16 protein-coding genes and 1 tRNA gene are annotated in these 22,980 nt (G+C 48.4%); 10 read left to right on the forward strand and 7 right to left on the reverse strand.

All coding sequences use genetic code 11. From position 1 onward, the window contains the following. Positions 1–191: 191 nt before the first annotated feature. Positions 192–1,007, forward strand: coding sequence for an outer membrane beta-barrel protein (locus Pan241w_RS12865; protein ID WP_145216133.1), 816 nt, complete (start codon positions 192–194; stop codon positions 1,005–1,007). A 3-nt stretch (positions 1,008–1,010) separates the two neighbouring features. On the opposite strand, the gene scpB is transcribed toward Pan241w_RS12865, so the two are convergent. Both scpB and Pan241w_RS12875 read right to left on the reverse strand, forming a co-directional pair. Then, positions 1,011–1,829, reverse strand: a complete 819-nt coding sequence (scpB, locus tag Pan241w_RS12870; RefSeq protein WP_145216136.1) for a methylmalonyl-CoA decarboxylase — start codon at positions 1,827–1,829, stop codon at positions 1,011–1,013. A gap of 8 nt (positions 1,830–1,837) precedes the next feature. Beyond that, positions 1,838–3,202, reverse strand: coding sequence for an acetyl-CoA hydrolase/transferase family protein (locus Pan241w_RS12875; protein WP_198000500.1), 1,365 nt, complete (start codon positions 3,200–3,202; stop codon positions 1,838–1,840). A gap of 440 nt (positions 3,203–3,642) precedes the next feature. Here Pan241w_RS12875 and Pan241w_RS12880 point away from each other — a divergent pair, with 440 nt between their 5' ends. From Pan241w_RS12880 to Pan241w_RS12890, 3 genes are all read left to right on the forward strand, one after another. Then, positions 3,643–5,313, forward strand: coding sequence for a hypothetical protein (locus Pan241w_RS12880; RefSeq protein ID WP_145216139.1), 1,671 nt, complete (start codon positions 3,643–3,645; stop codon positions 5,311–5,313). 578 nt (positions 5,314–5,891) lie between these two features. Then, positions 5,892–6,743 carry a class I SAM-dependent methyltransferase gene (locus Pan241w_RS12885; RefSeq protein ID WP_145216142.1) on the forward strand — a complete coding sequence of 284 codons (852 nt, stop codon included), beginning with the start codon at positions 5,892–5,894 and terminating at the stop codon, positions 6,741–6,743. After that, on the forward strand, positions 6,740–7,552 hold the full coding sequence (locus tag Pan241w_RS12890) for a restriction endonuclease (RefSeq protein WP_145216145.1): 813 nt from the start codon (positions 6,740–6,742) through the stop codon (positions 7,550–7,552). Before Pan241w_RS12885 ends, Pan241w_RS12890 begins: the two co-directional genes overlap by 4 nt. Before the next feature lie 209 nt (positions 7,553–7,761). On the opposite strand, the gene Pan241w_RS12895 is transcribed toward Pan241w_RS12890, so the two are convergent. After that, positions 7,762–7,835 (reverse strand) — tRNA-Met (locus Pan241w_RS12895). Between the two features lie 283 nt (positions 7,836–8,118). Here Pan241w_RS12895 and Pan241w_RS12900 point away from each other — a divergent pair. The 5 genes from Pan241w_RS12900 to Pan241w_RS12920 all read left to right on the forward strand — a co-directional run bounded on the left by Pan241w_RS12900 (position 8,119) and on the right by Pan241w_RS12920 (position 18,158). Further along, on the forward strand, positions 8,119–9,276 hold the full coding sequence (locus Pan241w_RS12900) for a sialidase family protein (RefSeq protein ID WP_145216148.1): 1,158 nt from the start codon (positions 8,119–8,121) through the stop codon (positions 9,274–9,276). Between the two features lie 52 nt (positions 9,277–9,328). Further along, complete coding sequence (gene pepT, locus Pan241w_RS12905; RefSeq protein ID WP_145216151.1) at positions 9,329–10,561, forward strand: peptidase T; 1,233 nt, start codon at positions 9,329–9,331, stop codon at positions 10,559–10,561. Positions 10,562–10,996: 435 nt separating this feature from the next. Continuing rightward, the gene (locus Pan241w_RS12910) at positions 10,997–12,667 is read left to right on the forward strand and encodes a S41 family peptidase (RefSeq protein ID WP_232107442.1); all 1,671 of its coding nucleotides are present in this window, start codon (positions 10,997–10,999) and stop codon (positions 12,665–12,667) included. 38 nt (positions 12,668–12,705) lie between these two features. After that, a complete protein-coding gene (locus tag Pan241w_RS12915) occupies positions 12,706–13,563 on the forward strand; it encodes a hypothetical protein (RefSeq protein WP_145216154.1) in 858 nt (285 codons plus the stop codon). Between the two features lie 248 nt (positions 13,564–13,811). Then, on the forward strand, positions 13,812–18,158 hold the full coding sequence (locus Pan241w_RS12920; RefSeq protein ID WP_145216157.1) for a serine/threonine protein kinase: 4,347 nt from the start codon (positions 13,812–13,814) through the stop codon (positions 18,156–18,158). 20 nt (positions 18,159–18,178) lie between these two features. Here Pan241w_RS12920 and Pan241w_RS12925 read toward each other — a convergent pair whose 3' ends face one another. The 4 genes from Pan241w_RS12925 to Pan241w_RS12940 all read right to left on the reverse strand — a co-directional run bounded on the left by Pan241w_RS12925 (position 18,179) and on the right by Pan241w_RS12940 (position 21,867). Continuing rightward, on the reverse strand, positions 18,179–19,897 hold the full coding sequence (locus Pan241w_RS12925) for an ATP-binding protein (protein WP_145216160.1): 1,719 nt from the start codon (positions 19,895–19,897) through the stop codon (positions 18,179–18,181). A 293-nt stretch (positions 19,898–20,190) separates the two neighbouring features. Continuing rightward, positions 20,191–20,595, reverse strand: a complete 405-nt coding sequence (locus Pan241w_RS12930; protein WP_145216163.1) for a hypothetical protein — start codon at positions 20,593–20,595, stop codon at positions 20,191–20,193. Positions 20,596–20,767: 172 nt separating this feature from the next. Beyond that, positions 20,768–21,157, reverse strand: a complete 390-nt coding sequence (locus tag Pan241w_RS12935; protein WP_145216166.1) for a hypothetical protein — start codon at positions 21,155–21,157, stop codon at positions 20,768–20,770. Between the two features lie 98 nt (positions 21,158–21,255). Next, the gene (locus Pan241w_RS12940) at positions 21,256–21,867 is read right to left on the reverse strand and encodes a superoxide dismutase (protein WP_145216169.1); all 612 of its coding nucleotides are present in this window, start codon (positions 21,865–21,867) and stop codon (positions 21,256–21,258) included. 300 nt (positions 21,868–22,167) lie between these two features. On the opposite strand from Pan241w_RS12940, the gene Pan241w_RS12945 reads away from it, so the two are divergent. Beyond that, the gene (locus tag Pan241w_RS12945) at positions 22,168–22,935 is read left to right on the forward strand and encodes a glycosyltransferase family 2 protein (protein ID WP_145216172.1); all 768 of its coding nucleotides are present in this window, start codon (positions 22,168–22,170) and stop codon (positions 22,933–22,935) included. Positions 22,936–22,980: the final 45 nt, after the last annotated feature.

Here is a 22,980-nt window from a genome sequence, read left to right on the forward strand (position 1 = left end):
TCCTGATCGTTGTGACTGCAGGAAACTGTTCCCAGCCACCTCTGAATTACTAGAACGACAGGGATATTCCTCAGACTGCTTCCGATACTGAAAGGTGTAATTTCACACATATGTTAAACATATGAGAACATGACGTACGGTGGCCTGCAAAATTCCGTACAGTCTCTCTGCAAATAATTGGGGGTCTAATAATGAGAGGTTGCAAGTACTTTGTGGCAGTAATGCTGGCGATGAGTGCCAGTCTCTTTACGTCTGGAAATTTGATTGCAGGCAGTGCTCAGTATTTTGAAAACCTGGGTGATTTTGAAAATTGTGTAGGAGACTTGGAAGACTGCGTGTCAACCGGCTGTGCTAGTTGGACTGACCAGGTCTCGTTGTATGTCTCCGCGAATAACTACGCTTCCGTTAACCATCTGGAAAGTGGTGGCTTTAACTCTTTGTCGGTCTTCACGAATGGTGGGACAGACAATAATGTCTCCTACGATTTCGGGCTGGCGCTGGGGGCACGGATTCCCTTTGGGTGCAAATGCAAAGCGTTTCGTGTCGAAGTCGAAGGTGCCTTTCGGGGACTGGGAGGACTGGAAACAGACAGCCTGCAGAGTGAAGGTCCCATGCAGATGTATCAAGTCGACTATGAAGACCGCTGGAGTGTCATGACGAATTTCTGGTTGGATTTTCCACTGAAGAATTCGAAGACGTTTTACATTGGTGGTGGAATTGGTGCGAATGGCGGAAGGGTAAGCGTGAACGATACAATCGTGAGTGGAAGTACCCGCTATGACAATTTTGCCTGGCAAATTGGAGGCGGCGTTACCTGGGAACATAGTGAGCGCTGGACGGTTGACGTGGGGTATCGCTATATGGACTACGGTGCCACTACCGTCAACTTGAATGCGAATTTTAATCCCTTTCCCGCAGCGGGAAATTATATTGCTGATCTGACTTCACACCAGTTGATGGTGGGCTTTCGGTTTAATTCCCTGGGAAATCTGATCGGGCGTCGCTAATCGTCAAGTCTGTGAATCAGGTCGAACCGTCTCGTTGAGATCCGGGTCTACTCGAAATTCAGGAGCGCGTTTTTCGAGAAAGGCCTGGATACCTTCGTGATAGTCAGGGCCATAATAGACTTTCCTTCGCAGACCGTGAATGTATTCGAACTGTGATGCACTGAGAGGAGTGGCCTGACTCAGCATATTCAGCGTTGTCTTGGCGACGGAAATTGACGCCGCTGAGCGGGACGCAATAGTCCGCGCCATCTCATAAACGCGGCTTTCCAGTTCTGCCTGAGGCACGATTTCGTTGATCAGACCGGCCTGCTCTACCCGTTCCGCGGTAAGCAGGTTGGCAGTGAAGAACAGCTCTTTGACGATATTGAGAGGCAATCGGGAAAGAAAGCTCTGGAAACCCGAAGCATTGTAAGGCAGCCCGAGCTTGGCAGGAGTAATCGCAAACGCGCAGGTTTCATCGCCAAGAACCAGGTCGCAGTTCACCACCAGGTCACAGGCGCCTCCCCAGACGGAGCCATGGACCATCGCGATCACGGGCGCGGGAAAACTGCGGACAGCACGCAACAGCTTTTCGAGCGGATCATCATAAGGGAGCGGATCGGTATCCGCCTGTGGAAGTTCATCCACATCATGACCAGCCGACCAGACCTTTTCGTAGGACGCAGCCCGCAGGATCACGGCGCGCGTGCCATTCTGTTGCATCGTCTTGAATGCTGAAAGAACTTCGTCGATCAGATTGGCACTTAGAGCATTCCGCTTTTGATAATTGTTGAACGCGATCGTTCCAATTCGATCTTCGTTGCTGACAGTGATCAATGACATACTGTACCTCAAATGAGAGTCACGCGTTGTGCGGCTGCAGTCAGTTCATCGCGAAAATCGGGATGGGCAATACTGATCAGCGCCTCCGCCCGTTCTTTGGTTGATTTGCCTCGCAGATTGACGATGCCGTGTTCGGTGCAGACATATTCCACATCCATCCGTGGGTCCGTTACCATGGCGACCTTCGGTACGATAGTGGAAAGCGTTCCCTGACGCGCCGTGGATTGCAGGGCGATAATTGACTTCCCCCCTTTCGACAGCGAAGCCCCTTTGACGAAATCAAACTGGCCGCCGGAGCCGCTGTATTCGTGCTCGCCGATGAATTCGGCATTTACCTGACCGTAAAGATCGATCTCGATGGCCGTATTAATCGAGATAAAGTTCTCGTGTTGCGAGATGACGCGGATATCGTTCACATACGACGACGGATAACTTTCGAAGGCCGCATTATCGTTCATGAAGGCGTAAGATTCTTTGGTTCCGAAAGCAACCGTGAAAACATGCTTAAACGGATGCAGCGTTTTCTTTCGTCCGGTGACAACCCCTTTTTGAATCAGTTCGGCCATGCTGGGGGAAAAGAGTTCGGTGTGAATCCCCAGATCCTGATGATTACTCAATGCCTCAGCGACGCCGGATGGCACGCGACCGATTCCGAGCTGGATCGTGGCACCATTGGGGACCAGAGGTGCAATCAGAGCACCAATCGCGCGACCTGCTTCCGACGTTTCGGCGACCCCTGCTTCGATGAGGGGGACGTTGTTTTCCACAATCGATGCGACTTCACTGACATGGATCTGTGACTGCCCAAACACACGCGGCATGGTTTCATTAACTTCCACGATCAGCCGTTTACAGTGCCGCGCAGCGGTGGAAGCGAAGTCGTTGTTTGTACCCAGGGAGAAATACCCGCCCCCGTCCATAGGGCTGACGGTGACCAGAAAGGTATCGAGATCGATGATTTCTTTGAACAGCCGTGGAAGATCGCTGAAATGCACGGGGACAAAGCTCATGACTTTTTGGCCCGTCTGTTGTTGGTCTTTAATAATCTGGTGCTCGGTGCCGCTCAGGAAGAAGCAGTGCGGATCAATCTTTTCTCGAATCCCTTCGACCAGCAGCGACTCACTGATCGGCTGCATGCCGATTTTATAGTAAAAGCGAATCGATTTCAGGTCGTCAGAGCGAAGTCGTTCACCCAGCGCCGCGAGCAAAGCCGGCGGCTGCCCGATTGCCATCCCGGCCGAGACAGTTTCCCCCGCTGAAATCGGCGCAACACCCTCGGCCGCACTGGTCAATTTCGCAGCATAAAGTGCAACAGCATCCATACCCCTCTGGCCTTTCCATTGATTGCAGACCTTCATAACGATTTTCAACATTGGAACTTTCGCGTTTTGGGCTGAAAGTGTCAAGAGGCGTTTGGGGGGCTGAGTGCAGATGAAGTTGAGTTAAGATGATAAATATAAAATACAAAAACGCCGGAACCTTCAAAGCCGGGATTCTGGCGTTTTTGTTTGTCTGGGTGTGGAGAAAAGCCGTTTCCACTCCGATTTTCACAAATGATTATGAGTTGGAATTTGTAAAAAATGCTGGGAGCAAATGTCACAAGAATTAAGACGAATAATTTTGCAGCTGGTTAGGATTTCTAAATTCGAAACACTTAATTGAATCATCGACTATTTGTTACTTGGAGAGAGAAAATAGAGATTAAGTGTGGTGATGGGTTTGGGCTATTCGTATAGTAAATCACTTGATTTATCTGTTGGTGACATACTTGATTTAGATTTGTAACTATGGAAACAGGAGCGAACCCGGAAAAATGAATCTCGTTATTTTTCTGTTAAACGTGTTCATGTTAGCCGTGTTAGTCATTCTCGTTAATGTGATACCCGAACGGTTTATCCAGTTCAGAAGTTTACAGCGATTCAAACAAATTGCTCTCTGGTTTAGTTCACCGGTAAGATCGATATTGACCGTTTTCATTTTAAGTTTTGTACTTTCAGTTGTTGTTTCCAGTTACAAAATACCACTTCCCTGCGTTCAAGACGAGTTTGGTTATCTTCTCACGTCAGATACTTTTTCTCAGGGAAGAATAACAAACCCTACGCATCCCTTCTGGAAACATTTTGAAAGCTTTCATATTTTCCATGAACCAACTTATGCTGCAAAATATCCTCCTGGCCAGGGGATATTTCTAGCGGTAGGTCAAGTTACCACGGGACATCCCATTGTGGGGGTCTGGTTGAGTGTTGCAATGGCATGTGCAGCGATTTGCTGGATGCTGCATGCATGGGTCCCACCCGGATGGGCATTCCTGGGAGGTCTCATGGCTACCTTGCATCCATTGATGATTATTTGGGGACAATGTTATTGGGGAGGAGCTGTTGCTATTCTGGGAGGGGCTCTCTTATTTGGTGCCTTGCGTCGAATCATAATGCAACCTCGTACCAGTACCACATTGATTTTTGCAACGGGTTTATTTTTACTGGCGATCAGTCGGCCATTTGAAGGCTTCTTAACAGCGATTTCAGCAGCAATTCTACTAGTCATCTGGATCGTCAAGCAAACTCAATTTTCTGGAATTCGAATCGTTCGATCATTACTAGTACCATTGGGGGCCGCGTCTTTAATAATCATTCTCTCATTGGGATATTATAATTACAAAGTAACAGGAAACGTCTCTCGGTTTCCCTATCAGGTTCACGAAGAAAAATATTCACCGACGCCGCTTTTCCTCTGGGAAAGCCCCCGAACTGATTTGGAACCTTACAACCCACATTTACAAAAACTCCATTATGGTTTGTCTCTGGAGAATTACAAAGTACAGCAGACTGGAAGGGGATACAGATTAACAATTTTTAGAAAAATGTTGTACTTTTTGTATTTTGTTTTCGTTTTTCCTATGGGAGTTCTTTTACTGATGACGCCCTGGGTCATGAGGGATCGCTGGGGAAGAGTTGCCTTGATTATTGTCATATCGATTAGCCTTTTTCATTTTTGTGCTGTCACATTTTTTTTAGGTCATTATCTCGCACCAATCTTTCCACTCATCTTCTTTATTCTGATTCAATGCGCGCGACACTGGCGAGTCTCGTTTTGGAAAGATCGGAATCGCGGCCTCCTGTTTGTGACGGGCCTCTGGATTTTGTTCGTCATCACAAGTTTTACGAAAACTCGATTTTACATTGAGAGTCCAGATCAACCTGAGATGTATGCTGTAGGATTGAAACGAGCAGACATTATTAAGAAATTGACTCAGGTTTCCCCCAAGGACCTGATTATCGTCAAGTATTCACCCCACCATAGTCCTAATGTGGAGTGGGTCTATAACCGGGCAGACATCGATGATTCAGAAATCATCTGGGCGCATGATTTAGGCCAAAAAGAAAATAGGAAGCTCATCCAATACTTTGCAGATCGAGACGTTTGGCTACTGGAGGCAGACAGTGATCCAGTTAAACTGAGACGGCTAGTCTCTCCCTCCAGCTAGTCCACATTTCTTGTCACAGCTGTAAATTCACTGTGTTCGATAAGGATTGAGCAGTAATTAAAAAACGCCTGAATCCACAACATTGGGATTCAGGCGTTTTTCGTTTGTCTGGGTGTGTCCTCAAAAGACACAAGTAGCGGTGGAGGGATTCGAACCCCCGACACGCGGATTATGATTCCGAATTCTGAAATGCCTAACCCGTTAGATGATAATGAGAAGCAACGAGAGGGAAATGGCGTTTACACTCCGGTTTACACAAATGATTCTGAATTACAGTTTGTTGCTCGCTCTTGGGAGCACTTGTCTGAAGAACTAAGACAAGTGCTTATGAGTTTAATCAAATTTCACTTATCTAATGAACTATGAGCTTACTTCATTATTTAGTAACTGAAGAATTTTAGTATTATATTCACCTGACTCTGTAATTGTGCAACTTAAGTATCAGATCTCTTGATAATCTGTTTATGTACAGTATTATGTCTGGTGTCAATTGTGACATGACGTCATTGAGAGTAAATATTCCGAATCGCGCGAAGCCAGCACAAATTTTGCCACAACATCAAAGGAATAATACCTAAATGGGATCGATAGCGGATTCGGATGCGGTTCACGATATCAGCAAGATACTACCACAGCACCAGTCTGCGCTCACAATTCTTAACGGTAAGCTTCAGAAACCAGGAACTGACTCTTGTAACTGGCTGGATCTTGCATGTGGTAAAGGACAGATCATATCGCAACTCTCTGAAAATCTTTCCTCTGAGAATCGCTCGAAGCTCATTTATTCTGGCTATGACATTAATATTGAAAATACGCGTACTGCAGGTCGGATGGCAAAAGGTCTTGGGTTCAAGTCATTTTCATTTAAACATGGTGACTTGAGCCAGTTTACGAAACTTCTCGACGATAACGAAAAGTTTGACTTTATCACATGCACAAACACAGCACACGAATTGCAACCAGGGGCATTCGCGTCGATTATTATCGATGCACTACTTCGGCTTACAGATACAGGCGAACTATTCATTTACGACATGGAGTCGCTGATACAGCCTGAACTGGGGGCTCTTCCCTGGCGACATGACGAGATCAGTGAATTACTTAAAGAATTATTTGATGAATTGTCCTCCAATTTTCATGTGCATGTCCCAAGTTGGAAACATTCGACATGCAAGGGGTGGACTATCGTAATTCAGCGCGAGTATCTAAATGATGTGGCTAATGAGACTATCATGAATAAGAGGGCCGACATTAACAGACGCCTTGAACTAAAAATCGACGAAATTCTAGAGGCGCGTTTAAATGAATGTAACACAACACTGGCTACATTCACCGAATATGGAGTAGTGACAGCTAACGACGAACAAACACGGATCGATGCACTGTACGAATTCTGGGCACTACACAACACTTTAAGGATCCGAAAATGAAAAGTGTATTTGTGTCCTACAATTACCGAGATTCTGAAGCACTCATGTTCGCTGACCGTTTAAACCATCATTTGGTATTATCGGATATTGAGCCAATTGACTTATATACGAGTATTTATCCACCGGCGTATGCACATGAGTCGATCGTTGACGCAATAAACAGATGTAGTATTTTTATCTGTTTTCTCGACACAAATAATCCGAATGTGATGTTTGAGCTTGGGTACGCATTCGCAAAGAACAAGCAAATTATAATCGTTAGCGATGACTTTAAATTGATACCATTCGACGTCCAAAATTCGGTTTTCATCCAGCGAAATACACCACTTTCAAAGTTGATTCAACAAATAGAAAACAGAGTTCAAGATCTTCAAGAACCAACATGGTACGATGAGCTTCACGTAGGTAGTCCGGTCGATCAGCTAAAAATTCTCGCGACACGCCCCGATGTGTTAGACGGAATTACTCCACGCGAATTTGAGAAAATCATTGCCGAATGGTTCAGGTACCAAGGTTGTGACGTCACCGAACAACCGCAGGGGCCAGATAGTGGATTTGATTGTCAAGTTCAAAATTTTCGCGGTAGGACTGCTGCAGTTGAGGTGAAGAAATATAAAAGCTCATCGCAAGTGTCGATTTCCGTAGTAAGACAACTAGTTGGGGCGATGCTGTTGGAGGACTTATCGCTAGGAATAATAGTCTCTTCTGCTCCGTTTACCCGGTCTGCCCTAAGTTTTGTTGAGAACATTGGGCCAGAAATCCTTTTGTGGACACTAGACGACATGATCCACATTAACAATCTTGGATAAAGAGCTTTCGAGTTCCCCTTCGTCCCGCCGTCGCGTCAGCCTTCACACCTGCCAGGTTGATGCGACGGCGGGATGGATGTGAACGGCCCCTTTGTTTTGTCCCGAGCCGAAGCTTTTAGACATCGCAAGTCAATAAAAAACGCCTGAATCCACAATGTCGGGGTTCAGGCGTTTTTCGTTTGTCTGGGTGTGTCTTCTTATGACACAAGTAGCGGTGGAGGGATTCGAACCCCCGACACGCGGATTATGATTCCGCTGCTCTAACCGACTGAGCTACACCGCCAAATTTGGGTTGGGACACACTATATAGTATGCCCTGTGCTACTGAAAGTTAAGTCGGGAAAAAAGTGATTTTCCGGTGCTAACTTCCTTCGATATCTCACTTTATCGGCAAAAAAGCCGCTGAGAAGTCGAAAGCTTAACAAATTCCTGCTTGATCGCAAGTCAACCGCTGCATTCAAGGGGAAATGTAGACGAATTTGGTTGATTGTGACGCCATTCTCACGGCGGTATACTCATTTTCTGTGCATTCACCCTGTTTGTCCCTGCTGCGGAGCGTCTCGTCTATGAAAAAATGCATTCCTTTTCTGCTGGTTGCCTGTCTGCTGTTTCTCTCCAAAGGGATGTCTGATGCCTTCGCATTGGAACCAGAGTCCCCTGCTCTGAAAACCATCACGAAAACGGTCGTTTTTCAGCGAGGCGACGGTGGTTATCACTCGTTCCGTATTCCCGCGCTAATTGTTTCTCAAAAAGGAACGCTGCTGGCCTTTGCGGAAGGACGCAAGAACAACTTAGGAGACAGTGGCGACATCGATCTGGTTCTCAAAAGAAGCACGGATAATGGAAAAACCTGGTCCAATTTGTCGGTGCTCTGGAATGATGGTGAAAACACCTGCGGCAATCCCTGCCCGGTGGTGGATGAATCGACGGGACGGATCTGGCTGCCTTTGACCTGGAATCATGGCAAGGATCATGAAAAGCAGATCAAAGACAAAACCGCGCGGGATACGCGGCGGGTCTATATGAGTTATTCCGATGATGACGGCGTGACCTGGAAGACGCCTTATGAAATCACGAAGACCACGAAGATACCGGATTGGACCTGGTACGCGACTGGGCCCGGTAATGGGATTCAGCTGACACGTGGTGCTCACAAAGGACGGCTGGTGATTCCCTGCGATCATAATGTGACGCTGGACGGAAAAGTGGTACGGCGGGCGCATGCGATTTACTCGGACGATCATGGCAAGACGTGGCAGCTAAGTCAGCCGATTGGTGTGAAGACGAACGAATGTGCGGTCGTGGAACTGGCCGACGGTCGGTTGTTGATGAATATGCGGAGCTATCACGGTAAAAACCGGCGGGCGATTGCCTACTCTGATGATGGCGGGGCGACCTGGTCTGCGGAAACGCTGGATGCAGCGCTGATTGAGCCGGTTTGTCAAGCGAGCCTGATTCGAGTTCGTTTTCCAAAATCCGGGAAGCCGGGACAATTGCTCTTCAGTAACCCGGCCAGCAAAAAACGAGAGAAAATGACCGTGCGGTTGAGTGAAGATGACGGCAAAACATGGTCGGCTTCAAGGCTGGTATCGCCCGGGAAGGCCGCCTATTCCTCTCTGGCGGCACTCTCAGACGGTACAATCGGTTTGCTCTATGAGCGGGATGGTTATCAGGCCATCGAATTTGTTACCTTTGATTTAGAACAATTTTTAGCGGGTCGCTAGTGGGCGTCTCGTTTCTCTTTCACATCTCCCCTGCAATATAAAGTGACATCTGATGAATACATTACTCGATCGTTTTTTGCGTTACGTCAAAATTGATACTCAGTCTGATGAGACAAGTCCCTCGTTTCCCAGCACGAAAAAACAGCTGGATTTGAGCCGGATGTTGTTTGAAGAGTGTGAACAACTGGGGCTGGAAGATGTGACGATCAATGAGTACGGGATTGTGATGGCCACGATTCCAAGTACGGTTGAGGGAGATGTGCCAGCAATTGGCTGGGTGGCACACGTCGATACGTCGCCGGAATTTTCCGGCACGCATGTGAAGCCGATCGTTCATGAAAACTATGATGGTCAGGATCTGGTACTGCCCGGCGATCCTTCGCGAGTGCTCCGAGTCAGCGAAGAACCGCGATTGAAGCAGATGGTGGGGAAAACGGTGATTACCACCGACGGGACGACTCTGCTGGGCGCTGATGACAAGTCGGGCGTGGCAGTGATGATGTCGGCAGCCGCTCATTTAATGGAAGATCCTTCGATTGAGCATGGTCCGATCCGCCTCTGTTTTACTTGTGATGAAGAAATTGGTCGCGGTATTGAAAAGCTGGATCTGGACCTGTTCGGCGTCTGTTGTGCTTATACGCTGGACAGTGACGGTAGCGGCCGGATTGATTCGGAAACGTTTTCTGCGGACCAGGCTGTGATTACCGTGCGGGGAGTGAATACGCATCCTTCTGTGGGAAAAGGTGTGATGGTCAATGCCATTCGGATTCTCACCGATCTGATTTCACGGATGCCAACCGAGACACTCAGCCCGGAAACGACAGAGGGGCGCGAGGGATTCATTCACCCTTACCATATTGAAGGGGGTGTGGCAGAAGCCTCGGCCCGTTTGATCTTGCGGGATTTTGAGACAGAGAAACTGGCAGAATATGCCCAACTGCTGGAGTCACTGGCAGAACCCTTGCGGGAAAAACATCCGCGGGCGGAAATTACGATTTCGATCCACAAACAGTATCGCAACATGCGAGATGGTTTGCCGAAAGAGCCGCGGGCTCTGGAAAAGGCGATCGAAGCGACGCGGGCGGCTGGCCTGGAACCGAATCTGGATGTGATTCGAGGCGGAACCGATGGGAGTCTATTGACTGAAAAAGGATTGCCCACGCCAAATCTCTCCAGTGGGCAGCATAATCCGCATTCGCCACTGGAATGGACATCGGTTGAAGAGATGCAGCAGGCCGTTGATGTTTTAGTGCAACTGGCGATGCTGTGGGGGCAGGAGCGTTGAACTACCAACTGGCGAGTTGAGTGAATTCTGGTTTTTCTTCTGCTATTTTCTGAAGTGAATTGCCCGGGTTTCGGTTATTCCGGTTGGTTGGTTTAGCGGGTATGGAGAAACCATTCAGGGCAGAATGCGCACGTCGTAGTAACGAGTTAAGAAAAACACCCTCTTGCCGGAGTCGATGCGTCTGGTTCCGGTTTTGAATGGTCGTTTAAAAATGAATCGATTATGCGGGTCATGCCGTATCTTAATGAAAACGATTGTTTGACGACCGTTTTTTTGTGGCTTATGTTAAACATATCGGCAAGATACTTGTTTAAATAAACGTTGTACAGTTTTAGTGCAGCGCTAACCAGCGACGGTTTTCCTGCTTGCTTTCGATGAGCCCTGCTTGTGGCGGCCATCAGTAGCGGGAGAACGTACTGGTATAGAGGGGGAATTATGTTTTCATCTACCAAGACGCTACTTCTAAAGAGATTACAGTCGAAACATTTGTGGGTTTATTTACTGGGATGTTCTCTGGCACTCGGTTCGAGTGTTGCCTATGCAGATCCCGGTGCATTGCCAATTGTCATTCCGGTCACTCAAACCCAGGCGATAGCCAAAGGGGAAGAATATGAGCGAACCCGGCAATGGATCAAGGCAATCGAGCATTACGAAGAGTCTTTGAAAGAGTGGCCTGATAACGACAATATCAAATACGGCCTGCGACGGGCGAAGATTCATATTGGAATTGACCGTCGTTATATGGACTCGAGCTTTTCCAAGGTTCTCTTGTCACAGTCCCGCCGCGAAGCGTTTATTCTGTTTGACGAAATTTTATCAAAAATTCAATCGCATTTCGTCGATCCTTTGAGCACGACATCTTATGTCGCCCATGGTACAGAGAGCCTGTATCTGGCGCTGGCAAATGATCAGTTTATTAAAGCGCATTTGCGCGGAGTGCCTCCGGAAAAGATTCGCGAAGTTCGACGGATCTTGAGAGAGAACTATTGGAATAAATCAATTTCCAGTCATCACGGGGCACATCAGCTGATCAATGAGGTTTGTGATCTGTCTTACCGTCAACTGGGTTTGCGAGACACAGCTGTCATTTCCGAATACATGTTTGGTGGCTGCAACGCATTAGATGATTATAGCAGTTTCCTGACGCCTGATCGCTTGGGAGATCTTTACGACAATATCGAAGGGGAATTTGTCGGGATCGGTATCGAGATGAAGGCGGAAATCGGAGAAGGCATGCTGTTAATCAATGTGCTGCCGGACAGTCCCGCCGAAAAAGGGGGCGTTCTGGCCGGCGATCACATTGTGAGTATTGATCAGAAAGACTGCCGAAACATGACGACCGACCAGGCAGCAAACCTGCTGCGTGGAACTTCGGGAAGTCTGGTTGTTCTGGAACTGGAAAGTCCGGACAGCGGCAAGACTCGCGTAGCGCGAGTCACCCGTAAAGCGGTGCAGGTGAAAAGTTTTCCGGTTGTGAAAATGATCGATAAGGAAAACGGAATTGGCTATATCAAAATGACCGGATTCCAGAAAACATCGGCTTCTGAACTGGATGCTGCTTTGAGAAAGCTGCACGGCCAAGGGATGCGGTCTTTGATCTGGGATGTTCGTGGAAATCCGGGTGGTTTGTTATCTGCGGCTGTCGAAGTTCTCGACCGGTTCCTGGAAGAAGGAAAGCTGGTTTCGACCAAGGGGCGTGTTGCAGATCAGAACTGGAGCTATACGGCTCACCGTCCTGGTACCTGGAAAATTCCATTGGTTTTACTGGTGGATGGCAACAGTGCTAGTGCCAGTGAAATTGTGGCAGGAGCCCTTACTGATCATCGTCGGGCGACTGTGATTGGTCGTAAAACTTACGGCAAATGGTCGGTGCAGAGTATCTTCCCGATTCGTGGTTCAACCGGATTACGATTGACAACAGCGAAATTCTATTCGCCTCAGGGAAACACTTATGGTAAGATTGGGATCAAACCCAGTATCACGGTTGAGAAAGATGAGTTGCAGACCGCCATGTATGGTGCGTCACAAGAACAAAAGCTGGCAGCTGATTCTGATATCAAACGTGGCTTACAAATTCTGCAAAGACAATACGCTGTAGCACCATGATGGATGAACGTGCCGCCTGGCTCACACAAGGAAAAGGAATGACACCCAGTTTACGGTGGTCATTCTCAACAGAAGCTCCTTTGATTGCGCTGGATCTGGCACGTGAAACCGGAGAAATACTGGCCGCCGATATTTCGGGCGGCCTTTATTTATTGGATCGGCAAGGACAGTTTCTGCATTTAAATCGCGGCATCAAGGAAGTGCAACTGGTTCACTGGAGTGATCGAGGAAAACTGGGCGCCGCGATTTATGCTGATAATAATATCTGCTGTTTTGATCGTGACTTGAATGTGCTGTGGGCCATTTCTTTTTCTGTGGAAGCTCTGGCGATCACGATGGATTCTTATGGCGATTATATCGCTGTCAGCCTGGCCAGTGGCAAGACGATTATTATTGATTCGCAGAAACGAAAAGTGGCCAGTTTTGAGCCGATGCGTCCGTTGAGTTATCTGGAGTTTCAGGTCAGTGAGCCGCGTTTGATTGGTGCTGCTGAAAACGGACTACTCGACTGCTACGATCTGGAAGGAAATTGTATCTGGAGTGAGAAGCACTGGTCGAATTGTGGCGGAATCGCAGTGGCCGGGGATGGCCGGCGGATTTTTCTGGCAGGATTTAACTATGGGATTTTGATTTTTGATCATGAAGGGGACACAGCGGGAACGCTCGTTTTTGAGGGGACCCCCAAAGTGCTCGCTTGTGATTTTAAAGGAAATCGGATTGTCACTGCGACCATTGAACAGGAACTGTATTGGTTAAATCAGGAGGGAAAGCTGCTTTGGGGAGGGGCGATTCCCGATGAAGCCATCGAAGTGGCGTGTGACCCTTTTGGACAATGGTGCATCTGTGGGTTGAAATCGGGGCTGGTCCAATGCCTGGACTGGTCAGATGCGATTTGAACTGATTTCCGGACCTTGTTGCACCTGAAAGTGAATTGTGTCCATAATGTTCAGATTCTGTTGTCTTGGAAATGCAGAAAAGAGTGAGACTCTATTTTGACTCTTCCCTTCCAACTGCCTATGATATAAGGTCTTGCATCTTCAGTTATCTTGTGACTCATTATCAGTTCTAAAAAAAATCAAAAAAGCGGTCACATAAAGTAAGGCGTTTTTCGAATTTGTCGATTCAGACAGTTCCGGGGTAGGCGATGGCCAAACAGAATAAAAATACTCCTGAAAAGAAAAAACGCCAGTCTGCGCGCGTCCCCAAGATGGAATCTCTCGGCAAATATCAGATTGAGAAAGAAATTGGCGCAGGAGGAATGGGGGCCGTTTTTCTGGCGCGCGATACAACGCTGAATCGTCTGGCTGCATTAAAAATCTTGCCCCGAGATAAGGCTGAGAACCCGGTTCTCGTTAAACGTTTTAAAGCCGAAGGTCAGGCTGCTGCACACCTGCGACATGAGAACATTGTCTCTGTCTATGATGCCGGCGAAGAAGATGGTTATCTTTATATCGCTTTGGAGTATGTCGAAGGAACCGACTTACATAATCTGATCAATAAACGAGATCGGATTCCGGTGCGTCGTTCTCTGGAAATCATTACCCAGGTGACCCAGGCCTTGGCGCATGCTTATCAGCAGGGAATTGTACACAGAGATATCAAGCCGGCGAACATCCTGATTCGACAAGATGGGGTTGTGAAACTGACAGACTTGGGGTTAGCGCGTTCGATTGATGATAATACCGAGACGAGTATTACCCGTGCTGGTACGACCGTGGGAACCGTTGATTATATGGCTCCCGAACAGGCACGTGACAGCAAGGCCGCGGACATTCGCAGCGATATTTATTCGCTGGGATGTACTTGGTATCACATGCTGACGGGGCGCGCTCCTTTTTCCGAAGGCAGCTTGACCAATAAGCTGGCGGCGCATGCCACTACTCCCCCGCCCGATCCACGTGAACTGAATGATCGGGTCCCGGAAGGTATTGTGGCGATCATTCAACGGATGATGGCTAAAGCCCAGAACGCGCGTTATCAAGATCCTGAAGAGTTATTGGAAGACTTGAAAAATTCCAATTTGAAGCGATCTAATGTCGATAATAATGTTCTGGAAGCTTTAGCCAGCGAGTCTGATGGCGAACACGCGGCAATCGAACCTAATACGAATCTGCCGGCGGACAGTAGCGATTTTCAAATCAATCAATTCATTCCTGATTTCAGCAGTCAGACCGAGGATGAGGAAGAGCAGGAATCGAGCAGCCGCCTCAGTACCAGTTTTGACCTGCAACAACTGGCGGGAGAAGTAGAGGTCGAATCAGAGGCAGCAATGCCGGAATGGGATCGATCCAAGAAAACGAAGGAGCGAAAGAGCTCAAGAGGAAGTGAACCGCTGTCTGATGATGTAGAAAAGCCGTCCCGCTCCCGCCGCCCTGCTCCGGAGATGGAAGAGGAAGGCTCGGTCATTTCTGACTCGGCCATGAAAACCAGGCAGTCTGCTCGTGCTCGAAAGCCGGACACACCTGCTGAGCAGCGAAAGCGTCCTAAGAAAAGGTCTTCCAGCTCCAAAGCAGCGCCGCAAGAATCTGCATCACGAAGTCGACCGCAACGTAAATCTCATAAGCCAACGCCAGCGCCACCTGCCGAAAGTACAGGCTCCGATAGTCAAATCGCGGTTGATTACCGGCAAATTGCCATGTTGGCCGGAGCCGTGATTCTGCTGATTCTTTTGATCTGGTGGGGGATAAACGCACTGAGTTCTTCCGCTCCGGTCCCGCAGGGCCCGGGAAGTAATCCGTTCGCGACAGCGGAACAGAATCAGAAGAGCAGTCAGCAGGCTGCTCCTGGTGAGGCCCCGGAGGAAGACGAGACTCAGGCAGCGACCGAGGAAAATGACGACTCACAGTCGACGGTTGAAGTTGCGAAAGATGAGGGAGACAAAGCAGCTTCCGATCAAAGTAAACAGTCAAATAAAACATGGCATAACATGGCCGTCCGCGGGAAGGAAAAAAAATATCTTCCGGAATGGGGGGCAGGCTTTTCTGATTTAGCAAGGGGGAAAGCAGATGCGATCGATCCGAAATTACCGGTACTCAAGGTTGCTACCGGTGCAACTGATCCCGGTGTTTTTGGTAGTCTTGATGAAGCAGTCGAAGCGGTGACTACCAGTGGTGCTGTCATTCGTTTGTACGGTCAGGGACCGTTTCAACTCAAGCCACATCGATTACAGGGGGTCTCTCAACTCATTATCATGGGGGATTCTGAACAGTCCCCGGTTGTATTGCTTCAAGCAGGCGATCTGAAAGCCAGTCAGCCTGACACCGATCTGCTTTCGTTTTCATCAGGTGTCCTGCGGTTGCAGGGAGTTCATTTTTTGTGCGATGCTTCGCAGCTTCCCGGCACTGGAGTTTGTAATGTATTTGGTATAAAGCAAAGTGACCTGACTTTCCAAGACTGCTCCTTCTCACTCACGGGGACAGGCAAACGAGTGGTTCGATTAATTAATTCCACTGGAGATCCGCGCACAACAGCACTGCGACCTGAAGGTGAGACACGGGTACTTTTAGAGAACTCGGTTGTGACAGGTAATCAGCTGCAGACGATTCGCATTGATCAGCTTTATGCGGATGTTCTGGTTTCCAATTGCTTTATTTCCACAAAGGGAGCGCCATGTCTGGAACTGGAAAGTCTGGACACCAACACAAAATATCGCGCCATTTTGCAGGAGCGGAAACTGCCTCGGACGGCGAGAATCTTTTCCAGTACCCTGCTCTCTGATCGATCGATCTTAGAGCTGGATGGGTCGACGGAACTAAAAAAGTTAAAACCGTCGGATCAGTCTGAGACTGTGAAACCTCAAACTGAGATTGTTGTTGTGAACTCGGTTTTGATTGGCAATCCGTCCGAAAAACAGTCCGCGGCAATCTCGCTGAAAGACTGGCCTCAGGACAAATTGCGGAAACAGAGTCAGAGCCGGTTTAATGATTTGGAACTGCAGGTGGAGAGTTCCCTGTTCTGGGGCTGGCCTTGTTATCTGCGTTCTACCGAGCCCGGCAACGCGAAGAATGTGTTTCAAATCGACTCTCATCGTACCTGGCAGCAAAGCTGGGGCAAGATATTAGCGGCAGAGGCGTTCAATCCTGATCTGCCTGCCGAATTCAGTAAGCTTCAGGCTCCTGCTTTTGTGAAACCTCTGTTGAATTTTTCAAAACAGAAAGCCGTCTACGCCATTTCCGAAGGGGGTGTGATTGCCGGCTGTGATCCCGCTGCGTTGCAGGCTCTTTCTGACGGGCAGCTGAAACGCCTGAATGCGAATTTGAATAAACCACAGATCGAACCGGCTATTCAGAAGGTGTTTGCGAAAGCGAAGACGGTTTCGTTTGACATGACCAAGGGAAATCTGAGCGAATTTCTCAAGAGTCCTGCTATTTCAGGTCCAACGAATGTCAAAGTCGGTGGTCAGGGTGTCTGTTATACTTCTCCGATCAGTCTGGAAAACAAGCAGGTTCGTCTCCAGTTTCAGCAAACTGCGGGGACTCCTCTGGTGGTGGAACTGCGACTGTTGCCTTCTGCTGCCAAAAAACGTCCACGCGACTCAAAGACAGCGGGTATATCCTCGTTTATCTCGCTGAAGAATTCGACTTTGGAGATGCAGGGCGGCAACTTTCGGATTTCTATGGAACGAAAAGGAGTGGTTCCCAAGCATTTTCTGGTTTGCCAGGACAGTCAACTTGCGTTAGATCAGTGTGCTCTGCGTGCGGTGCTGATCAACGACAGACGTTTTCAGTCTGTTGTCTATGTTGAACCTTCCACAAGCGGGAAATCGAATCAGGTGCTCATGACTGATTCTTTTCTGTCCGCTTCGGGAACGATTATTGAATCGCGTACGCCGCGGCTGAATCTTGAGGTTCGGAATAGTCTGCTCATGAGTCAGAAAGATATCTTTGCATTGAATGCACAGGCTTCTGCCTCTGCAACGCTACAGATTTCTCTGAGTCAAAGCACGTTGGCACCTGGGGAAACTGTATTTGACTTCCAGCAAGTCCCCAATGGTACGAAAGGCGGCAATGCTGCTGCTCGGGTATTTGCCAATGAATCACTGTTCCTGCCTGCCCCTGCGACTTCTGCAGCCCGTTCTGATTTTTCGAAAACGGCTCATTTATTTTCAATTCCACAAGGGATCAAGGATGATCAGAAAATTCAATGGTGGGGGAATTCCAATGGCTTCATGGTGGAGCGTCTTCATGTCCAGGACGGGGTAGGCACTCAAAAATCGCAAGCGGAATTTTCCAGTGAATTGAGACGTCTGTTTGGTGATGAGGCCGATCAGCATGCTTTGTCAATCCGGGGTGGCATCATCTTGCAGGAACAGAAATTGCCCCCTTTGGTAAAAATCGAACCGGTCCACTTTCAATTATTGCCGACCTGCAAGGCCGCCAGTTGGTCCGATTTAAAAGAACCGCTGGGCGCTGATCCTGCTGAGCTACAGACAATGATTCAGGGGGGAAACCAAAGCCCTGGGAAACGATCGCGAATCAATCGTGCTTTCTAAGGGAATGCTGAAACATTAGTTTATGAGGCTGGTTCGGGCGGATGATCTTCATCCAGACGCGGAATCGAAAGTGTGAATCGCGAGCCTTTCCCGGCTTCACTTTCGATATTGATTTCGCCCCCATGCTCTCGAATGATTTTTTGACTGACGGCCAGACCGATTCCCGTTCCCCGTGCGCCTTTGGTTGATTCGAATAGGTTGAAAATCTTACTGATTTGATCTTGTGGAATCCCAGGGCCATTATCGGAGACCATGATTAATATTTGATCTGGTTTGGCTAAGTATTTGGTTTCAAGGAGTACAATCCCCTGCTCTGAGCCTTCCACGGCATCAATGGCATTAATCACAATATTCAGAATTGCTCTGTGAATGCCTTCATGATCAAAGACCGATTCCGGCAGGTCTTCTGAAGGTTCGCATTTCAGTTGAACGCCACACTCCTCAGCACGTGCCTGCATTAATTCCACAATGTCTTTGACCGGGGTATTAATCGATCCCGGTTCCAATGCTGGTTTTCGCTCGGTACTGAAGGTGAGCATGTCCATCACCAGGTGATAGATTTTGTTCTGATTCTTTTCAACGATATTCCAGCCTTTGCGGACGAGTTCCTCTTCTGATTTATTCAGCCCCATATCTATGAGGTAGCTGCCGCCCCGCACTCCCTGCAGAATATTTTTAATGTGATGGCTCAAGGTGGCGATAGTTTGTCCCATTGCTGCGAAGCGTTCTGCTTTCAGCATGGCGTTTTGAAATCGATAATTTTCGATCGCCAATGCGGACTGGCGTCCGATTGCTACCAGCAGTCTGAGGTGTTCTTCGCTGAATTTTTCAACGGAGCCATTTTTGAGCAAAATTTCCGGATGAGCAGTCGTCGTATCGACATAGATGACGCCCATCAGTTCGTGACGACCCTGCATAGGAACACACATGGCTTCGCGGATACCAGCCTGGAGGATACTGCCGCCTCCTTCAAAACGCTGATCACGCCGGGCATCCGATGTGCGAACACCTTGTTTTTTGTTGAGTACATAGTCCACGATGCTATGCGAGACCGGCATGCGTGGACCGGTTTTTTGTTTATCCCTGCTGCTATAGATCTGAGGCAGAACTTCGCCTGATTGCGGGTCTGTGATCAACATACAACCCCGGTCTGCTCCAACCGTGTTAATCGTGAGGTCAAGAATCCGCTTGAGCAATTCTTCCTGTGAGATGGTCGGGCTGACCGAGGCTTCAGCGACTCGATAGAGCGCCTGCAGGTCATTTTGTATTGCCTGCTGCTGGACAGCGCCTGTGACTTCGGCGGTATCCAGAATGACAGAATCAAAATGATGATTGACTTCATGTGTAATACTGGAGTGATTGGAATCTTCGTTGCTGATGAGATCAATTTTTTCCGCCATGTAGCGGGAATCCTCATCAATCGCCTGACTTGAAAACAGTAACAGACTACGGCCGATTTGAATGTGATCGCCGTTACTGAGTTTCGCCAACTGAATCTGCGTCCCGTTGACCAGAGTGCCGTTGGAGCTGTTCTGGTCGGCGATGACATAGCCGCCGTTTTTGTAAGAAATCACAGCATGCTGCCGCGAGGCTTCCGTATCCAGGATGCGGATCTCATTTCGAACACCCCGCCCTACTCCCGCAGGCTCGGTGCCGAGTTTAAATCGAGTTCCCAAATCAACGCCCTGGATAACCAGCAGAGTCGCTTTGGTCCCGTCGTTCCGTATCAACCTTTTCATTGTTTCTTACCAGTCGTTAACTGGGCCTGCCGCGCATGATGGTGTTGTCAGACGAATACGCTTCGTGTGCTATGCTTCACATTTGGTGTCAGCAGATTTGAACTGGCTCAGTTCTGCTTTGAGTCACCCTGTTCGCAAAAAGTAAGTTGCTGTCTACTGATCTCAAGCGAGACAGGCAAACTTCCCAGCATATCACTCCTGTTCGATGTGATTCAGTCTGGATTGCTTATCCCCTGTTTAGAATCATATCCCAATGGGGAGCCCTGTTCAAATCCCAGCTTCAGTTTGAGGGATTATCTGATCGGAGAAATTCCAGATTGTGACTGGGTTGACTCAGGCTGATTTAAGAGGGTTTCAATCGAATCGATCAATTCTGCATATTGAAAAGGCTGAACGAGAAAGCGGGTTGATTGATTTTGTTTTGCTGTGTGTGCTTTGCGTACTGAACCAATGATAACTTTGGGGACTTGGTTCCAGCCTGGTTGACTGGCAGCGAACTGATTGGCGTCATCATCGTGGACAACCACAATACTGGGAACTTCATTCTGGGTGCTGAGGCAATCAGAATGCTGCTGTCGAATTCGGTTGACCCGGCATCCCTGGGGTTCTAATACTGCTTTGAGTACTTCTTCTGTTTCATTCAGACCGTCAAAGACGACAACATGCTGACCATTCACCACTTTTGGGGTCCTTCCCATAACCACGGTATTCTATGAAGATTTCATCACAGCCAAATCTTCATTAAGGCAGAGCGGGAAGATAGCTCGTAACAATTTTCCTGTCAAAAGCAGAATCCGTAACTGAAATTCAGTTTTTGGGATTATGTAATCTTTACAACGGCAAATCACGCTTGCGTCGTGTATTGAACTGCTACCAGGCGGTTGGAGCTGGGAAGTTTTGGTCGTAGATCTGTTCGTCATTTATGTAGTCGTCAGCCCGTCTTAAGCTATCGAATTGCAGCTTACGTTGTTCGTTTTTCAGCTCTTCGTCGGTGATGAGGCCTCTAATTTCAGCCAGGGGAGCATGGTACTTTGGCTGTTTGACCTTAACATCGGTGGGATAAAAGACCCCCTGGTCTTTGGGGCCTCCCTTAGTTGCACCATCTGAGAGTGACGCAATTGCAGTTTCGGGATAAATCGCCTGGTGATAGGTGCTACTGAAGCCAGCTGGCTGATGATAATCGGGAATGGTTCGGCAGCCGGCCTGCGTACAAGCAAAGCAGAGCAAGATGGCTACTAAGAAACTGCCGCGATTTGACATGAAATTCCCCTAAAACCCAAAAGCGGCCTCCAAAGACATGAAGGCCGCTTTCATATTATCGGCAATTTAGGGGTTGATTATCGATTAAAATACGTCAATTACCCTTTGGCTGCAGCGTAACGTTTCGCGACTTCTTCCCAGTTGATCACATTATAGAATGCTGAGATGTAGTCAGGACGCTTGTTCTGGTAGTTTAGGTAGTATGCGTGTTCCCAGACATCGAGTCCCAGAATGGGAGTACGACCTTCAGAGAGCGGAGTGTCCTGGTTAGGCGTACTTTCAACGACGAGTTTGCCTCCATCGACGGACAACCAGGCCCAGCCACTTCCAAAACGGGTGGCAGCAGCATTGGAAAACTGTTCTTTGAAAGCGTCATAGCTACCAAAAGTGGAGTTAATGTCATCACCAAGCGCACCACTGGGGTTTCCACCGCCATTGGGAGACATGACTGTCCAGAACAGGCTGTGGTTGGCATGTCCGCCACCATTATTTCTGATGGCACCCCGAATCGATTCCGGAACGGCACTCAGGTCGCTGACCAGGTCTTCAATGGACTTGGCAGCCAAGTCGTCGTGACCTTCCAAAGCGGCGTTGGCCTTGGAAATATAGGCCTGATGGTGCTTAGTGTGGTGAATTTCCATGGTGCGTGCATCAATGTGGGGTTCCAGCGCATCATAAGCATAAGGTAGCTCGGGAAGCGTATAAGCCATGTGATTAACTCCTTTGTTTCCGTCTAAATAGTCTGAGGGTTGGTGACTTTCCGTATATTGCCTGGTGTGTCGAACTCATTGGAATGGGGACGAAACCAATTTCTGTGCAAATACATCCACTGTCGTTATTGTAGAAGATTTATGCATTCTCACAACCAACCGGCGGAGAAGTTTTCACATTGTTCCCGCTCTCGATGTCTTAGAAGGGGCGAGATAGTTGACCCAGAGGTAGTGCGTTCTAAAATGGAACTGTGCTGAAAAAATCCGATAGAAGACTCCAGATTTTCAAAGGATCTGTTTATGAGCAGGAAAGCATTAATCGCTTTGCCGGTTTTCAACGAAGAACGACATGTCATCGAAGTTTTGACCGAAGTCCGAAAGTATGCCGAAGAAATTCTGGTGATCGATGACGGTTCTTCTGATCAGACTCCGGAATTGCTGGAAGCACTATCGGGAGTCAAAGTCATCACTCATCCGGAGAATCGGGGGTATGGAGCTGCTCTCAAAAGTGCGTTTGATTTTGCTGTAGCACACCAGGATGAATATGACGTACTGATCACCATCGATTGTGACGGACAGCACGAGCCTGCTTTACTGCCAGAATTAGTTCAGCAGATGCGTGAAGATGCTGAGATCGATATTCTTTCGGGAAGCCGCTATCTGAAAAGTTATGATGGTGCCAGTATTCCCCCGGAAGATCGTCGCCAGATCAATGTGGCGGTCACACGGCGGATCAATGAGCAGTTGGGATTTCAAATTACGGATGCCTTTTGTGGTTTGAAAGCTTATCGGACCGAGTGTCTGTCGAAATTTAACGTGACCGATCTGGGGTACGCGATGCCGCTCCAGCTATGGGTGCAGGCAGCCGCACAGGGAATGAAGATTGTCGAGTTCCCGGTTCCTCTGGTGTATCTCGAGGAAGAACGCAGCTTCGGTGGTTCACTGGATGATGCGATCAAACGAAAAGCCTATTACGATGAAGTGCTCGACCGCGAGATGCAGGCAGCGGGATTAACCTGCTGTGCGTCTGAGTGTTGTAACGATCGTACCGATTCTTACTGCGAGTGAATTGTGAGTGGTTTTGCACAACTGGCCTGAATCGGCTGCATCAGT

The organism is Gimesia alba, from assembly GCF_007744675.1.
GTDB lineage: Bacteria > Planctomycetota > Planctomycetia > Planctomycetales > Planctomycetaceae > Gimesia > Gimesia alba.

What these genes read in the sequence shown, in the direction of transcription:
- Pan241w_RS12900 (WP_145216148.1), top strand. Translation starts at nt 8,119, where the DNA reads ATGAAAAAATGCATTCCTTTTCTGCTGGTTGCCTGTCTGCTGTTTCTC.
- Pan241w_RS12945 (WP_145216172.1), top strand. Translation starts at nt 22,168, where the DNA reads ATGAGCAGGAAAGCATTAATCGCTTTGCCGGTTTTCAACGAAGAACGA.
- Pan241w_RS12880 (WP_145216139.1), top strand. Translation starts at nt 3,643, where the DNA reads ATGAATCTCGTTATTTTTCTGTTAAACGTGTTCATGTTAGCCGTGTTA.
- Pan241w_RS12915 (WP_145216154.1), top strand. Translation starts at nt 12,706, where the DNA reads ATGACACCCAGTTTACGGTGGTCATTCTCAACAGAAGCTCCTTTGATT.
- Pan241w_RS12910 (WP_232107442.1), top strand. Translation starts at nt 10,997, where the DNA reads ATGTTTTCATCTACCAAGACGCTACTTCTAAAGAGATTACAGTCGAAA.
- scpB (WP_145216136.1), bottom strand. Translation starts at nt 1,829, where the DNA reads ATGTCATTGATCACTGTCAGCAACGAAGATCGAATTGGAACGATCGCG.
- Pan241w_RS12935 (WP_145216166.1), bottom strand. Translation starts at nt 21,157, where the DNA reads ATGTCAAATCGCGGCAGTTTCTTAGTAGCCATCTTGCTCTGCTTTGCT.
- Pan241w_RS12890 (WP_145216145.1), top strand. Translation starts at nt 6,740, where the DNA reads ATGAAAAGTGTATTTGTGTCCTACAATTACCGAGATTCTGAAGCACTC.
- Pan241w_RS12930 (WP_145216163.1), bottom strand. Translation starts at nt 20,595, where the DNA reads ATGGGAAGGACCCCAAAAGTGGTGAATGGTCAGCATGTTGTCGTCTTT.
- Pan241w_RS12920 (WP_145216157.1), top strand. Translation starts at nt 13,812, where the DNA reads ATGGCCAAACAGAATAAAAATACTCCTGAAAAGAAAAAACGCCAGTCT.
- Pan241w_RS12925 (WP_145216160.1), bottom strand. Translation starts at nt 19,897, where the DNA reads ATGAAAAGGTTGATACGGAACGACGGGACCAAAGCGACTCTGCTGGTT.
- Pan241w_RS12865 (WP_145216133.1), top strand. Translation starts at nt 192, where the DNA reads ATGAGAGGTTGCAAGTACTTTGTGGCAGTAATGCTGGCGATGAGTGCC.
- pepT (WP_145216151.1), top strand. Translation starts at nt 9,329, where the DNA reads ATGAATACATTACTCGATCGTTTTTTGCGTTACGTCAAAATTGATACT.
- Pan241w_RS12875 (WP_198000500.1), bottom strand. Translation starts at nt 3,202, where the DNA reads ATGTTGAAAATCGTTATGAAGGTCTGCAATCAATGGAAAGGCCAGAGG.
- Pan241w_RS12940 (WP_145216169.1), bottom strand. Translation starts at nt 21,867, where the DNA reads ATGGCTTATACGCTTCCCGAGCTACCTTATGCTTATGATGCGCTGGAA.
- Pan241w_RS12885 (WP_145216142.1), top strand. Translation starts at nt 5,892, where the DNA reads ATGGGATCGATAGCGGATTCGGATGCGGTTCACGATATCAGCAAGATA.